This window comes from Aeromonas sp. 600282, assembly GCF_049175755.1.
GTDB classification, from domain to species: Bacteria; Pseudomonadota; Gammaproteobacteria; order Enterobacterales; family Aeromonadaceae; genus Aeromonas; species Aeromonas veronii_A.
Window position 1 is genome coordinate 97,086 of record NZ_JAAKVR010000018.1, and the last position, 15,248, is coordinate 112,333.

Here is a 15,248-nt window from a genome sequence, read left to right on the forward strand (position 1 = left end):
CGGCAGGCCATGCCTCGCCGGGGGTATGCATCCTGCATCAACCGTGTTTCAGGTTGTCTTCCAGCTTTTGCACCGCCAGTTTGGCCTTGTGATCGAGCTGGTTGACAAAAAACAGGCCGGAAAGGGCGGCGATCATGCCCGCCATGGTCGGTACCGTTGCCTTGGAGATCCCCGATGCCATCGCCCGCGGCGAACCGGTGCCGGTGATGGCCAGGGTGTCAAACACCTGCACCATCCCCACCACAGTGCCGAGCAGCCCCATCAACGGGCAGAGAGCGATCAGCACCTTGATGACCGGCATCCCCTTGTCCACCGCCATGGCAACCCGTGAGACCAGCTCGCGCCGGATCTGCTTGGCAGACCAGGAGAGATGATCGGTACGGGCCAGCCAGGTGGCCTTGGTCTGCTTCACCTGCTTGGGGTAGACCGCCATGAAGTAGAACCAGCGCTCCAGCAACAGGGCCCACATCATCAGAGTCAGGAAGAACAGGGCGACCAGTACATCGCCCCCCAATCCCAAAAACCGGCGGACCGACTCGACTTCTTCAATCAACCAGAACCACATGGGTGACTCCTTACGCTGCGGCTTTGGAGGCGTGCAGACGTTCCTGATAACGGGCAACGAAACCGGCGCTCTGCTCTTCCAGCACCTGGATCAGACGACGGCTCTGGGTCTGCACAATGGTGTAGAGGAACAGCATGGGCACCGCGACGACCAGACCCTGCATGGTGGTCACCAGCGCCTCCGAGATACCGCCCGCCATCAGCTTGGGATCGCCGGTACCGAACAATGTGATGGCCTGGAAGGTGGCAATCATCCCCACTACAGTACCGAGCAGGCCCAGCAGCGGCGCGACGGAAGCGATCAGCTTGATGATGCTGATGCCCTTCTCGAACTTGGGCACGTTGCGCAGGATGATCTCGTCGAGCTTGGACTCCAGATCCTCGATGTTGTCACCGCGATGGCTCTGGTAGGCCCCCAGCATGTCACCAATGGGGTTGCCCTTGATGATCTGATCAGATTTCAGCTGCTTGCGCATGGACGAGCCGATCAGCGACAGGCGGATACCGCAGAAGATGGCCAGCAGGGTACCGAGCACGCCGAGCACCATGATGACGTAACCCACTTCACCACCCTGATCGATCCGCTCCTTGAGAGTCGGTGACTGCACCAGCAGAGAGAGGATCACGCCGCGAGACGGGTCGATAAAGATGGGCTTGACCCCGTCACCGCCCTGTTCAAACTCGGCGATCGGTGCCAGCACCCCCTTGTCAGGTTGACGGGAAAGCTGCTCGAACTTGCCGGTCTCCGGCACGAAGGTGAGGTACTTGCCTTCGGAGACAGTGTTGAACTCACCGATCTGGGTGACCGTCTTCTCGGCCTGGTTGCCTTCGCCGTAGACCACAGTCGCCGGGATCTGGCTCACCTTGCCACCGTCCACCATGCGGCTGAGGGTGGTGGTCCAGAACGCTTCCAGATCGTCGCTGGAGGGGAGCTCTTTACTCTCGGCCAGACGGGTCAGCAGCGCGGTCTGTTCCGGATGCTCGACCCGACGGGCGGAGGCGTTGAAGATCCCCTTGAACTCACCGGCGAACTGACGCAGTACGCCGAACATCTCACCCATGTTGCCGGAACGCTGGCGCAGGGTTTCAGTCAGCTCGGTCAGCTGCTTGTCATTGGCATCGAAGGTCGCCTTGAGCTGCTCGCCCTTGGCGGTTTCGGCAGCCAGCTCGGCCTTGGCCTTGGCCAGCAGCGCCCCCTGCTCGTTCTTGTCAGCCAGGAAGCGGGCTTCCCGCTCCTTGTTGAGTTGGGATTCGCTCAGGCTGGAGGCCTTGACCTGATTCAGCAGCGCATTGAGATCCACCGGTTTTTCGGCGGCGGTCACCGGCAGGGTGACCAGGGTTGCTCCCGCAATCAGGGAGGCAATCGCAAGTTTGATTCCTTTCATGATGCTTTCTCCGCAGTTTGAACCGGCAGCTTGATCAGAGCGGGAGGCGCCTGCTTCTTGGCGATGCGAAGGCCCTGTTCAACCGCACTGCGATACTCCTGGGGCAACTCTTCCCACTGGCGAGTCTTCTTGTTCCACATCCCGGTCTCATTGCCATCCGGGGATTGATAAAGCAGCGCGATGCGGCCAACCCGCAGGAACTCGTAGGTCTTCTCGCTACCATCCTTGTCCAGGCTCGCCTTGTAGGATTCGATGGTGCGGCTGAAGCCCTCCTCGATCTGGTAGGCCTCTAGGATCTTGCGGTACTTCTCGGAGATGGTGACATCGGCACGGTTCATCAGGTCGGTCAGGGCTGCTACGCGGTCCTCGCGCTCGACCTTCTGGAACGGCAGATCCAGCGCCACAAACTGCTCGAGGGAGTCGATCATCTTGAGCATCAGGGGGACAACTTCGGTGCTGGTCTGATCAATCTGGGCGATCTGCTTTTGCATCGACGCCAGCTCGGCACTCTGGGACTCGACCATCTTGCTCACCTGCTCGTTGTAGGTGCGCAGACTGTCGACCTGACGCAGGGCTGCCTTGTACTGAGCCAGTGCGGATTCGGCAGATTCGGCATAGCTGTCGATCTTCTGCTGGGAAACTTTGGATGCGTTGTCGGTGGCGGCTTGAGCGTCCACGGCCTGACCGGCAGTGGCGGCACTCAGATTGAAGCTGGTCAACAAGGCGGCCGAAACCAGGCTGCCAAGGAGCGCTTTCTTCATTGTAATGGTCCTTGTCTTCATAGGATTACCCTATCTCCGTAACTTCCTTGGACGTTGGGCACAGCCGGCCCGACCGGGCCGACTGAGGTTGTATATCAACGGGGTTGATTAGAACTTCTGGGTGTAGTCGATGTAGTAGACCCGTCCGTCAATGCTGTAGAGGTATTCATCGTAGGTGTAACCATCATTTGACAGGGAAGGTCCACGGTTGAACATGTTCTTCACGCCGGTCTGGATCTTGGCATTCCAGCTGGTATCGACCGCAACGTTCAGATTCCAGATGGTATTGGAAGCAATATGGCCCTCTTCCTTGTCATCCACATAGTCCTGGCTCTGGGAGTCGATATAGTTGGTGCTCAGGTAGGTATCCAGATTCCACAGCTGTGGGAAGTTGGCACCGATCCCGGAGTTGAAACGGAAATCGGGTTTGCCATTCCAGCCCTTCTTGTCAACCATTGGGCCACCAGCAAACAGACCTTCCTCATATTTCAGGATGTAGCTGCTGCCAAAGTCGTAACGCAGGGTGAAGGAGTTGAAGTCGTACTTGTAGTCCGCCTTGAAGTCGATACCACTGGTCTTGAGTTGCCCCAAGTTGACCATGCCGGCATAGACCTTCTCGACATCGCCGTTGGCGTCACGAATGACGTTCGGGTTGCTGCCGGTATTGAGCTCCTGATAGAACTGGGTCTGGGTGGTAGCCAACTGGATCACGTCATCAATCTTGATGTAGTAGTAATCGAGCGACAGGTTCAGATTGTCCAGCGGATTGTAGGCCGCCCCGATAGTGAAGGTATTGGCGGTCTCTTCCTTCAGGTTCTTGTTGGATTGGCGCGTTGTCTCGTACTGCTCTTCGGAACAGTTTGCAATACCATTGGCCTGGCAGTAGACATAGTCCTTGGCAAAGTCCGCTGACTGGGCATCCGCCGCATAGAGATCATTCAGACCCGGCGCGCGGAAAGACTGGGACCAGGAGGTACGGAACATCAGCTGGTCGAGTGGCTGATAACGCAGACTCGCTTTGGGCGAGAAGGCGCTGCCAAAGTCGCTGTACTTGTCGTAACGACCCGCCAGGTTCAGCTCGATCTGCTCGGTGATGGGGATCAGGCTCTCGATGTAGGTGGCAAACACATCGCGCACACCGCTACCGGAGTTGCCGGATGAACCCAGTACGTTACCCGCTTCGGACTGGCTGTCGTAGGTGTCGGAGTAAACCCAATCGTTATACTCGGCACCCAGATACCAGCTGACCGGGCCAGCAGGCAGTTCGCCCATCTCCCAACCCAGACCGCCATACCACTGGAAGAAATCCATCTTGGAGTTGCGGCTGGTGGTATAAGAGAGATCCTTGGTGGCATCAGCGGAGAAGCTGCCGTTGACGAAGTTTCCACTGTTTACCTGAGTCTGAACCGCCGGCTCCAATACATAGCCATTACCAATACTCTGGTTATCTGTCTTGGAGTACATGTAACCGGCGTTCCACTCCAGATCGCCAACCGCCTCGGTCGGAACCACCCCTTCAAAACCCAGGTTCAGAGTACCGGTCAAGTCGGTCACTTCGTTGTCACGGGGACCGACGTTGTTGAAGCGGTAGTAAACCGTCGCAGCCTTGGCGGTGCTGAAGTTGTTGGCAGACAGGACTGCAGCGCTTTCAGGGGTGGAGCCATCCACGGTGAAGGCACCTGCAGCAGGGGCGAAACGACCAAAACTGGTGACCCGGGAACCAATCATCTGTGGCACGAAATCCACATTGTCGTTGATATGGTAGCGGCCGTTGACATAGACGGTGTCGCGAGTACGCGAGGCGGTCTTGGCTGCGACCTGGGCAAAGTCGAAGCGGCAAGCCGTACCCTTGGTGACAAAACCGGCGCCGGTGCTTTCACAGTCGACCCCATTCAGAGTACGGGTTACGGTCTTGCCAGTTGCCGCGTCTACTCCCTTGATATTGCGACCATAGAGGCTAGGAGACTCAGCCCCCTGCTTGGCCAGATAGTCACGATCCTTGTAATAGATCTCGTCTTTCACATCATGCTCGTAGACCATCATCAGGGAACCTTTCTCACCCGAAATACCGCTGACGATGGAACCACTCTGTTCGTCACCACCTTCCTCGGTCGGTGAACCGACGCGCCCCTGGAATGACAAACCTTCAAAACCCTCTTTGAGGATCACGTTGATAACGCCACCGATGGCATCAGAACCATACAGGGCAGAGCCACCGTCCAGGTTCACTTCCACCCGCTCAACGGCCGCCATGGGGATGGTGTTGAGGTTGATGGCGGTGCCCCCCATGGAGGGAGAACCGGCGATACGCTTGCCATTGAGCAACACCAGTGTGCGATCTTCACCAAGGCCACGCAGCCCTACGGTGGCTTGTGACTGGGCTGAGCTACCGGAGGATGGAGAGAAACCACCAAAGGAGTTGTAGGAGGCCTGTTTCAGATAATCAGCCACAGTCTGCTGGCCAGACTGTTCAATTTGGGCCTTGCTGACAGAGACAACCGGAGTCGCCCCCTCAACATCAACACGAGAGATACGGGAGCCAGTGACTTTGATTTTCTGCAGTTTTTCGACGTTCTGCCCTTCTTCGGCAGATACGGATGGGGCCGCCGCAAGGCTCGCCAAGGCGAACGCAATCGCAGCAGAGATTCTGCTCTTCCTAAGCATCGCTTATATCCTTCCTGGTTGTTTATTGTTTGCTTCCTGATACCGCCCTCTTTGGAGCGATGCGTAAGGCTTATCAATCTTTGACTGGCGACGTCAATGGAGTGGGGGGATCGGGAGGGTGAGATGTGGAATAAGCGGAGTGTATTAATTTTGACCGGCATAATTAGTGAATAATTCTGCCAAAAACATCCCGCGCAATGTGAAATCGTTGTTAAAACATGTAAAAGACGCTGAATTAAAAGTTGATGAACTTATTTGTTTACGTGTTGTCTCTTTATATCTTATTTCGATTTATTGGCAAAAATAAGAATAAAACTCTATTTTAATTATTATTGTGACTGACCACTCCGATGGGGGAGATAGATAAATTTGTCGAGATGATATCGTTTTCCCTTCTTTGACAGCAGAAATAAAAGCACTTAAAATTCAATCACATAAACAAAAACAAGATTCAAACAAACAGCTGTTTATATTTTTTAAAATAATGTTGAGCAGTAGCGTTTTGTTTTGATTTTCACTTTTCAGATAAAAAACGTCATTTTTCGGTGCTTTTGGTCTCAGCGGGTCATTTGTCCCAGTTTTCCATTTCCTTGTACTTGATTTTTGTTGCAGAGCTTTTACAGTGGCCAAGCGGATTGTCTGCTGTTTGGCAACCAATCCAGCGCGTAATGCCAGGAAGGACAGGCCCGTCACCGGATTTGACTGGCCGCAAAAAAGAACAACAAGGACGAGGTTCCACCATGCTGTCGTATTTCCTACGCCGGATGCTTTTGATCATCCCGACGTTTCTCGGTATCACCCTGCTCGTCTTCACCATCACCCGTTTCGTGCCGGGCGGACCGGTCGAACGCATGCTGCTGCAAGCCCAGGTTTCCCAGAATGAATCTGGCCGCTCCAGTGGCAGCAAGGGGGCGCAGGCCCTCTCCGATGAACAGATCGAGGAGCTCAAGGCCTTCTATGGCCTCGACAAGCCCATGCTGGTCGCCTACTGGGAGTGGCTGCAGAAGCTGGCGGTACTCGATCTGGGCGAATCGACCCGCTACTACGAGCCGGTGTGGGATCTCATCAAGGATCGGCTCCCGGTCACCGCCTTCTTCGGGCTGGCGACCTTTCTGCTGAGCTATGCGGTCTCCATTCCACTGGGGGTGGCGAAGGCGCTCAGGCACAACAGCCGCTTCGACTCGTTGAGCTCCATGCTTATCTACATGGCCTATGCCTTGCCCGCCTACGTGGTGGGGATCTTCCTCATCACCGTCTTCGCCTTCCATCTGGAATGGCTGCCAATGGGCGGTTTTCCGGGAGACGACTTTGAGTACATGGAGAGCAGCTGGGATCAGATCCGCACTGTCTTTGCCCACGCCCTGCTGCCGCTTATCGCCTACGCCATCGGCGATTTCGCCATCCTCACCATGACCATGAAAAACAGCCTGATGGAGAACCTGTCGGCCGATTATGTGCGTACCGCCGTGGCCAAGGGACTGCCGTTTCGCAAGGCGGTCACCGACCACGCCATGCGCAACAGCCTGATCCCCATCGCCAGCCACCTGGGGTCTGTGCTTACCGTTTTCTTTGGCGGCTCCTTCCTCATCGAGACCATCTTCAACATCGACGGCATCGGCCTGCTCGGTTACGAGGCGATCGTCGAACGGGATTACCCCACCGTCATGGGCATTCTGGCCATCACCTCCATGCTGATGCTGATTGGCAATATCGTCTCCGATATCTGCGTTGCCCTGGTTGATCCGCGTGTGCGGTTTGGAGATTGACCATGAACCAGACCTCTATTGCCATGCCGATGCTGATATCACGCCATATCGTCTCCGATATCTGTGTTGCCCTTGTTGATCCCCGCGTGCGGTTTGGAGACTGACCATGAAGCTCAATCCGGTTACCTTGAAAAAACTCAAGCGCTTCAAATCGATCAAGCGCGGTTACTACTCCTTCATCATCTTCACCACCCTGGTGCTGCTCTCCCTGCTGGCGGAGCTGCTGGTCAACAGCCGGGCGCTGATAGTGAGCTATCAGGGCCAGCTGCACTTCCCCACCTATGGCGATGTGATCCCCGGTCAGCAGTTCGGGCTCGATTACGAATACGAGACCAACTACCGCCAGCTCAAGGCCAAATTTGCCGCAGAGGGCCAGGGCGACTGGGTGCTGCTGCCGCCGGTGCCCTGGAACCCCTACGAGCAGGATTTCAAGGAGGATGCCTACCCGCCTTACGCCCCCAGCGCGGCCGAGCGCCACTTCCTCGGCACCGACACCAGCGGCCGCGACGTGCTGGCGCGACTGGTTTACGGCTTTCGCATCGCCATCGGCTTTGCCTTTATCGCGCTGGCGGCCAGTTACGCCATCGGGGTCACCATCGGCTGTCTGATGGGCTTTCTCGGCGGCCGCTTTGACCTCATTCTGCAACGCTTTATAGAGATCTGGTCCCAGGTGCCGTTTCTCTACGTCATCATGATCCTGGTGTCGCTGGCCAAGCCCAACTTCGGCCTGTTTGTCGCCATCAACGTGCTGTTCGGCTGGATGGGGATCACCTGGTATATGCGCACCCTCACCTACAAGGAGCGGGCGCGAGACTATGTGATGGCGGCGCGAGCGCAAGGGGCGACCACCGGGCGGATCATCTTCAACCACATCCTGCCCAACACCCTGATGATGATCGTTACCCTGGCGCCATTCGCCGTGGTGGGCAATATCTCCACCCTCACGGCCCTCGACTATCTGGGCTTCGGGCTGGCACCGCCGACCCCGAGCTGGGGGGAGCTGCTCTCCCAGGGCATCAACAATCTGGATGCCATCTGGATCGTCAGCTCGGTGGTGGCCGCGGTGAGTCTGGTGCTGATCATGGTCTCCTTTATCGGTGAGGCGATCCGCGAGGCGTTCGATCCGCGCATATTTACCCGTTACCAATAAGCCAGCCGATGCCAGCGCATCGGCAGGTGCCGGGTAACGAACAGTGATTAATGAAGGACGGGCCGCCGCCATCGGCGGTCCCGGGAGCAAGGGATAATCCCGTTATCAATCAAGACCCCCAGTGCAGGGGCCAGACCTGGAAGTCAAACATGAAAAATAAAATCAAATGGATAGGTGCTCTCTTTGTGCTGGTAAACGGATCCTGGGTCTGGGCGGCCAGCCTGCCCGCGGATCTCAAATGGGAGACCAACGACACGGATCCTGTGTTCGCCTCCCCCAAGGCGCTGTCGGGCGGCAGCCTCAATATGTTTGTGGAGAGCTTTCCGCTGACGTTTCGCACCGTGGGGCCTGACTCCAACGGATCGTTCCGCTCCTTTATTCTCGATAACCAGTTGCGACTCATCAGCTTCCACCCCAATACCGGCAACCCCATCCCCTCGCTGGCGACCCACTGGGCCATCGCGCCAGACAGCCAGACCGTCTACTTCAAGCTGGATCCGCGAGCCAAATGGTCGGATGGCAAGCCGGTCAATGCTGACGACTACACCTTCGGCTACGAGATGATGCGCTCCAAACACATCAAGGGGCCCTGGTTCAACAACTACTACACCACTGAAGTGGTAGCGGTAGAGAAGATCGATGATCACACCATTATGGTCAAAGCGGGCAACCGCAAGGCCAAGATGGACCTGCTCAACACCACCGAGCTGTGGCCCCAGCCCAAACACTACTACAAGCTGACCCCCAACTGGGTGAAGCAGTACAACTGGGCCGTGGTGCCCACCACAGGTCCCTACGTGATCAGCGACGTCAAGAAGGGCAAGTCGGTCACCTTCAGCAAGCAGAAGGATTGGTGGGCAAAGGATGATCGCTACAACCAGTACAGATTCAACATCGACACCATCAAGGTGCAGGTGATCCGCGACCACAACATCGCCTTCCGCCACTTCCTGAAAGGGGAGATCGATACCTTCGAGATGATCCTGCCCAACTGGTGGCATGAAAAAGCGGTCACCCCGGAGTACAAAAAAGGCTACGTGCAGAAGGTGATGGCCATGACCGACACCAAACAGGGCGGTCAGGGGGTGCACCTCAATGTGGCCAACCCCAAGCTGGCGGACGTAAACGTGCGCCTCGGCATCCAGCACGCCTTCAACATCGACAAGATGATCGAGACCGTGCTGCGCGGCGACTATGACAGAGCCACCACCTTTGACTCGGGCTTTGGCGAATTCACCGACATCACGTTGCCGGAGCGGGCTTATGACATCGGTAAGGCGCGGGAGTACTTTGCCAAGGGCGGCTACAACAAGCCGGGGCCGGACGGCATCCTGCAAAATGAGAAGGGTGAGCGGCTGACACTAGCGCTCACCTACACCAGTCAGGAGCACTCCAAGCGACTGACTGTGCTGAAAGAAGAGGCCAAGAAAGCGGGTCTCGATCTGGAGCTTAACCTAGTGGATGGCGCCACCGGCTTCAAGGTGATGCTGGAGAAGAAACACGAGGCGGCCTGGCTCGGTTGGGGCGGCGGCGGTCTCTATCCGCAATATTGGGAATTTTTCCACTCCGCCAACGCCAACAAACCGCAGACCAACAACCTGTTCAACGTAGCGGACAAGGAGCTCGACGCGCTGATCGATGCCTACAACGTCGAATTCGACATGGCCAAACGGGCCAAGCTCTCCCAGCAGATCCAGCAGCGCATCTATGATCTCGCCATCTTCGTGCCTGGGGTGCAGCTCAACTATGTGCGGGCCAGCAGCTGGCGTTATGTGATGCTGCCGGAGGTGCCTGCCACCAAGAACACACCGGATCTGCTCTACTGGCCGATGGACGGTTATCCTCACAGTAGCGGCGGTTTGCTCTGGCTCGATCCCAAGGTGAAGGAAGAGACCCGCAACGCCAAGGAGGCAGGGGAGGCGCTGGCGCCCATCAACCTGCTCGACAAGACCTATGCACGTCATTGATATTCAGGCCATTGCGAAGGGAGCAGCAGTTATGCCCAACACCCAGGCCCCCATTCTTGACGTACCGGATAACGGGGGGGAGTTCGCCGTTGATCACGGCCAGCACCAAGCCCCAATCCTCGAAGTACGCGATCTCGAGGTGGAGTTCGCCGTCGATGACGGCAAGATCAAGGTGCTCGACGGGGTCAGCTTCAAGGTGGCACCGGGTCAGACGCTGGGGATCGTCGGCGAGTCCGGCTGTGGCAAGAGCGTTACCTCGCTCGCCATCATGGGGCTCTTGCCCAAACCCCACGGTCAGGTGGTAGCCGGTTCTATCCGCTTTCAGGGGGAAGAGCTGCTGTCGCTTGCGCCGGATCAGATGTACAAGGTGCGCGGCAACCGCATCTCGATGATCTTTCAGGAGCCGATGACGGCCCTCAACCCGGTGCAGACGGTCGGTGAGCAGCTGATGGAGGTGTTTCGCCTTCATCGCCCCGAGTACGACAAGGCCCAGCGCAAAACCGCGGCCATCGCCATGCTGCAGAAGGTGGGGATCCCGGAACCGGCCCAGCGCTTTGCTGTCTATCCCCACAACCTCTCCGGCGGTATGCGCCAGCGGGTGATGATCGCCATGGCGCTCTCCTGCGAGCCAGACCTGCTTATCTGCGACGAGCCGACCACGGCGCTGGATGTCACCATTCAGGCCCAGATCCTCGAACTGATGAAAGAGCTGCAGGCCCAGACCGGGATGGCCATCATCTTTATCACCCATGATCTGGGGGTAGTAGCTGAGCTATGCGACGAAGTGGTGGTGATGTATGCCGGGCGGGCAGTAGAGCAGGCCGATGTGTTCGAGCTGTTTGGCCATCCCCGTCACCCCTATACCCACGGCTTGATGAGCTCGATCCCGCGTCTCGAGGATGAGCCCAAGAGCCTGCTCAAGACCATCAAGGGACAGGTGCCAGCCCTGCACGAAATGCCCGCTGGCTGCCGTTTCTCCAACCGTTGCCCCCATGCGACCGATCTCTGTGTCAGCGCCATTCCGGCGGTGGAGCAACTCAATCCGCGCCACCATGTCGCCTGTCACTACTGGAAGGAGTTGACCGTATGAGCACTCTGTTATCGGTCAGGGATCTGAAACAGCACTTCCGGCTGGGAGGCGGGTTCCTGCGCAAGCAATATACGGTTCACGCGGTGGATGGCATCAGCTTCGATCTCAAGCAGGGGGAGACGCTGGGGCTGGTGGGTGAGTCGGGCTGCGGCAAGTCCACCCTCGGGCGCAGCCTGCTCAAACTGTTCGAGCCGACCGCGGGCACCATCACCTTCGAGGGGCGCGATATCACCGACCTCAGCCCGAAGGAGATGCGCTCCCTGCGCCAAGAGATGCAGATGGTATTTCAGGATCCTGCAGAATCCCTCAACAGCCGCCACACCGTGGGCCAGATCCTGGAGGAGCCCTTTATCATCCACGGTAAAGGCAACACTGAGCAGCGGCGCGGGTGGGTGCAAGAGCTGCTGGCAAAAGTGGGCCTGCCGGGAAGTGCGGTGGATCGCTACCCCCACGAGTTTTCCGGCGGTCAGCGCCAGCGGATCGGCATCGCCCGCGCCATCGCTCTCAAGCCCAAGCTGCTGGTGTGCGACGAGGCAGTCTCGGCCCTCGATGTCTCGGTGCAGTCGCAGATCGTCAACCTGCTGCTCAGCCTGCAGCGGGAGATGAACCTCTCCATCATCTTCATCGCCCACGATCTGTCGGTGGTCAAACACATCTCGGATCGCATCGCGGTGATGTATCTGGGACGGATCGTCGAGCTGGCGGATGCCCAGTCGCTCTATCTGGCGCCGCGCCACCCTTACACCCAAGCGCTGATCTCCGCCATTCCGGTGCCGGACCCGCGCAGGCGCAGCCAGCGCATTCTGCTGACCGGCGATGTGCCCTCCCCCATCTCGCCGCCAAGCGGCTGCCACTTCCACCAGCGCTGTCCCCATGCGACCGATCTGTGCAAAAGCAAGGCACCAAGGCTTGAGGCGTGTGATGAGTCTCATCATCAGGTGGCCTGCCACACCCCGCTCGCCGTCGGTAGTCACGCCATCAGCGGCAACGCTATAAGCGGCGACAGCAGGCTGGAGCAGGCGAGCTAGGCGCAGCGAACAAACCCCAGGGTAGAAACAGACGAGGCGGCCATCAGGCCGCCTCGTGCTATCGGGTCACGCTTGTCTTATCGTGTCACGGCTGCCGCTTGTCAGGCAATCTGGTAACGGCCCGGCTTGTGGTTGAGTGTCAACACCAGATTACAGATAACCGCCGCCACGATGGAGAGCGCCAGGATCCAGGGCTGCACCACGAAAAACGAGGCAACAACAATGGCGCAATCGAGCCCCATCTGCAGCTTACCCGCCCGGATGCCAAAGCGATCCTGAATAAAGAGCGCCAGAATGTTGAAGCCCCCCAGACTCGACTTGTGACGGAACATGATGAGCAGCCCCATGCCAATCAAGGTACCGCCGATCAGCGCCGCATAGAGGGGCTCTATCTTGCCGATCTGCAACACCCCGTTGAGGTGATCTGTCATGTAGGAGACCGCCGCCACCGAGACAAAGGTGTTGAAGGTAAAACGTGGCCCCATCCGCAGCCATGCCAGCGCATAGAAGGGCAGGTTGATGCCGAAAAACAGCAGGCCGAAGCTGATGCCGGTCACCTTTTGCAGCAGCAGCGCCAGCCCGGCAGTCCCGCCGGTAAGCAGGCCAACCTGATGAAACAGAAAGATGCCGAGGGAAACAAAGCCGGCCGCCGTCAGCAGGGCCAGCACATCCTCATAAATAGGATGAGCAGTGCGAATCGAGGTGTTGTCCATAACCTGTATCCAAGCGAAGTAAAGAGAGAGTGTCTGTCGCCTGCCGTTGCGGGCGGGCTGCGAGCCCTGTCCACAGGGCTTCGTTATGGGGTCCAGTCTATTTTTTGTGAAAAGGATCACAACAGTCAGGCTGAACGCCCCATTCTGGTGCCTGTCATCTGGCATTGACACCCGCTGCACCAAGATGCAGCATGCCGCGCCGACAGAGGCGGTTTGCCATGGCGCAAACGCGCCGGCTCTGCTACAAAGCGCGCAACCCCCTTTTCTCATCACTGTCAGGAGCCCCATGATCTGCACAGGACCCCAACCATGACCTATCTGGTCACCGGTGTTGCCGGCTTTATCGGTTTTCATGTGGCCAGCCGGCTCTGCGCGGCGGGTCATCAGGTGGTGGGCATCGACAACCTTAACGACTACTACGAGGTGAGTCTGAAAGAGGCGCGGCTGGCACAATTGGCCAGTTATCCCCATTTCCACTTCGAACGGGTCGATCTGGCGGATCGCGAAGCGATGGCTACTCTCTTTGCCCGTCATGGTTTCGAGCGCGTGATCCATCTGGGGGCTCAGGCGGGGGTACGCTACTCGCTGGAGAATCCGTTTGCCTACGCCGACAGCAACCTCACCGGCATGCTGACGGTGCTGGAGGGGTGTCGCCAGCACGGGATCCAGCACCTCATCTACGCCTCTTCCAGCTCGGTCTATGGCATGGGGGATCAGATGCCTTACTCCACCGCGCAGCAGGTGGATCACCCGGTCTCCCTCTACGCTGCGACCAAAAAGAGCGGCGAGCTGATGGCCCACGCCTATTCGGCGCTCTATGGCCTGCCCACCACAGGGCTGCGCTTCTTTACCGTCTACGGCCCCTGGGGCCGGCCTGACATGGCCATCATCAAGTTCACCCGCGCCATCCTCGCGGGCGAGCCTATCGACGTATACAACCACGGCGATCTCAGCCGCGACTTCACCTACATAGACGACATCGTCGCGGGGATCCTCACCGTGGCCGACCAGCCGCCCCGCCCCAATCCCGATTGGCATGCCAGCGAGCAGAGCGCGGCCGAGAGCGCCGCCCCCTACCGCATCCTCAATATCGGCAACGGCCAGCCGGTGCGGCTGCTCGATTTTATCGAGGCGCTGGAAGAGGCCATCGGCAAGCCCGCCATCAAGCGGATGCAGCCGATGCAGGCAGGCGACATGCACGCCACCTGGGCCGACAGCGAGCCGCTGCACACCCTCACCGGCCTGCGCCCCGCCACGCCCCTCAAGCAAGGTGTTGCCGAGTTTGTCCGCTGGTATCTCAACTACTACCGGCCCGTCCGCTGACGAGCACGGGCAGCCTCTCGGTCATTGATGAGTTAATCAGATACCACTGATGCCCCGCGGGTTTTAGGATGGCTGAACGCACTGTCTGCGCACCATAGCGAGGATTTGAGATGCAATCACAGGAACAGGGTCTGATCGATGGACTGTTCGACCGCCTCAAGCAAGCGCAAGCCAGGGATAGCAAACGAGACCCACAAGCGGATCAGCTGATCCGCCAGCATCTGGCAGAGCAGCCCGATGCCCCCTACTACATGGCCCAGGCGCTGCTGATCCAGCAGGCAGCCCTTACCCGCCTCAACGATCGAGTCAAGGAGCTGGAGGCCAGCCAGAACAGTTCGAGCGGCGGCAGTTTTCTCTCCGGCCTGTTTGGTAGCGAGAGCAGCATGCCCCCGCGCTTTACGCCGCCACCGGCAACCGCGCCTGCCCAGCCCGCGTCCCGTGCCAGCTCCTTTTTAGGGGGCGCCCTGCAAACCGCAGCCGGGGTTGCCGGTGGCGTGATGCTGGCCGACATGATCGGCGGACTGTTTCACAGCAACCGGCCCGAGGAGATCATCGACATAATAGAGCCAGCGCCCATCGCCAATCCGGTCGATGCGGAACCGGTACGCTGGGACGGCTGGGATTCACCTCCCGATGTTGGCAGCAGTTTTCTCGACGACGATAACCTGAGTGGCGGCTGGGCCGACAGTGACGATAACAACGGCGGTTTCTTCTGACCGTCAAACCATTACTGGCCCCGCATCTGGCGGGGCCCAACTCGATACGAAACCCATGACTATGGAAAGTGTGATGACACCACGGATCGGCAGCGGCATGACGCGATATACTCAGCGCGCT

The 15,248-nt window shown here is 58.3% G+C and carries 12 protein-coding genes; 7 read left to right on the top strand and 5 right to left on the bottom strand.

From position 1 onward, the window contains the following. Positions 1-37 precede the first annotated feature (37 nt). From G5137_RS16725 to G5137_RS16740, 4 genes are all read right to left on the bottom strand, one after another. Complete coding sequence (locus G5137_RS16725; protein WP_005338936.1) at positions 38-565, bottom strand: MotA/TolQ/ExbB proton channel family protein; 528 nt, start codon at positions 563-565, stop codon at positions 38-40. A gap of 10 nt (positions 566-575) precedes the next feature. Beyond that, positions 576-1,949 carry a MotA/TolQ/ExbB proton channel family protein gene (locus G5137_RS16730; RefSeq protein ID WP_110303404.1) on the bottom strand — a complete coding sequence of 458 codons (1,374 nt, stop codon included), beginning with the start codon at positions 1,947-1,949 and terminating at the stop codon, positions 576-578. Further along, the gene (locus tag G5137_RS16735; protein ID WP_005343435.1) at positions 1,946-2,710 is read right to left on the bottom strand and encodes a DUF3450 domain-containing protein; all 765 of its coding nucleotides are present in this window, start codon (positions 2,708-2,710) and stop codon (positions 1,946-1,948) included. The genes G5137_RS16730 and G5137_RS16735 overlap by 4 nt, the downstream gene beginning before the upstream one ends. Before the next feature lie 108 nt (positions 2,711-2,818). Next, positions 2,819-5,374, bottom strand: a complete 2,556-nt coding sequence (locus tag G5137_RS16740) for a TonB-dependent receptor (protein WP_216951982.1) — start codon at positions 5,372-5,374, stop codon at positions 2,819-2,821. Between the two features lie 740 nt (positions 5,375-6,114). On the opposite strand from G5137_RS16740, the gene G5137_RS16745 reads away from it, so the two are divergent. The 5 genes from G5137_RS16745 to G5137_RS16765 all read left to right on the top strand — a co-directional run bounded on the left by G5137_RS16745 (position 6,115) and on the right by G5137_RS16765 (position 12,375). Next, positions 6,115-7,140: an ABC transporter permease subunit gene (locus G5137_RS16745; RefSeq protein ID WP_005349436.1), complete on the top strand. Its 1,026-nt coding sequence runs from the start codon at positions 6,115-6,117 to the stop codon at positions 7,138-7,140. A gap of 106 nt (positions 7,141-7,246) precedes the next feature. Further along, a complete protein-coding gene (locus G5137_RS16750; protein ID WP_421255686.1) occupies positions 7,247-8,290 on the top strand; it encodes an ABC transporter permease in 1,044 nt (347 codons plus the stop codon). Positions 8,291-8,439: 149 nt separating this feature from the next. Continuing rightward, on the top strand, positions 8,440-10,257 hold the full coding sequence (locus G5137_RS16755) for an extracellular solute-binding protein (protein WP_421255687.1): 1,818 nt from the start codon (positions 8,440-8,442) through the stop codon (positions 10,255-10,257). Between the two features lie 31 nt (positions 10,258-10,288). Further along, entirely contained in the window at positions 10,289-11,347 is a 1,059-nt protein-coding gene (locus tag G5137_RS16760) for an ABC transporter ATP-binding protein (RefSeq protein ID WP_421255688.1), read from the top strand. Further along, on the top strand, positions 11,344-12,375 hold the full coding sequence (locus tag G5137_RS16765; RefSeq protein WP_421205864.1) for an ABC transporter ATP-binding protein: 1,032 nt from the start codon (positions 11,344-11,346) through the stop codon (positions 12,373-12,375). The genes G5137_RS16760 and G5137_RS16765 overlap by 4 nt, the downstream gene beginning before the upstream one ends. A gap of 101 nt (positions 12,376-12,476) precedes the next feature. On the opposite strand, the gene G5137_RS16770 is transcribed toward G5137_RS16765, so the two are convergent. Then, positions 12,477-13,088, bottom strand: a complete 612-nt coding sequence (locus G5137_RS16770; protein ID WP_005349421.1) for a YitT family protein — start codon at positions 13,086-13,088, stop codon at positions 12,477-12,479. Between the two features lie 309 nt (positions 13,089-13,397). Between G5137_RS16770 and G5137_RS16775 the strand changes: the two genes are divergently transcribed. Both G5137_RS16775 and G5137_RS16780 read left to right on the top strand, forming a co-directional pair. After that, positions 13,398-14,411, top strand: coding sequence for an NAD-dependent epimerase (locus G5137_RS16775; protein ID WP_421255689.1), 1,014 nt, complete (start codon positions 13,398-13,400; stop codon positions 14,409-14,411). A 110-nt stretch (positions 14,412-14,521) separates the two neighbouring features. Beyond that, on the top strand, positions 14,522-15,127 hold the full coding sequence (locus G5137_RS16780; RefSeq protein WP_216949599.1) for a DUF2076 domain-containing protein: 606 nt from the start codon (positions 14,522-14,524) through the stop codon (positions 15,125-15,127). Positions 15,128-15,248 lie beyond the last annotated feature (121 nt).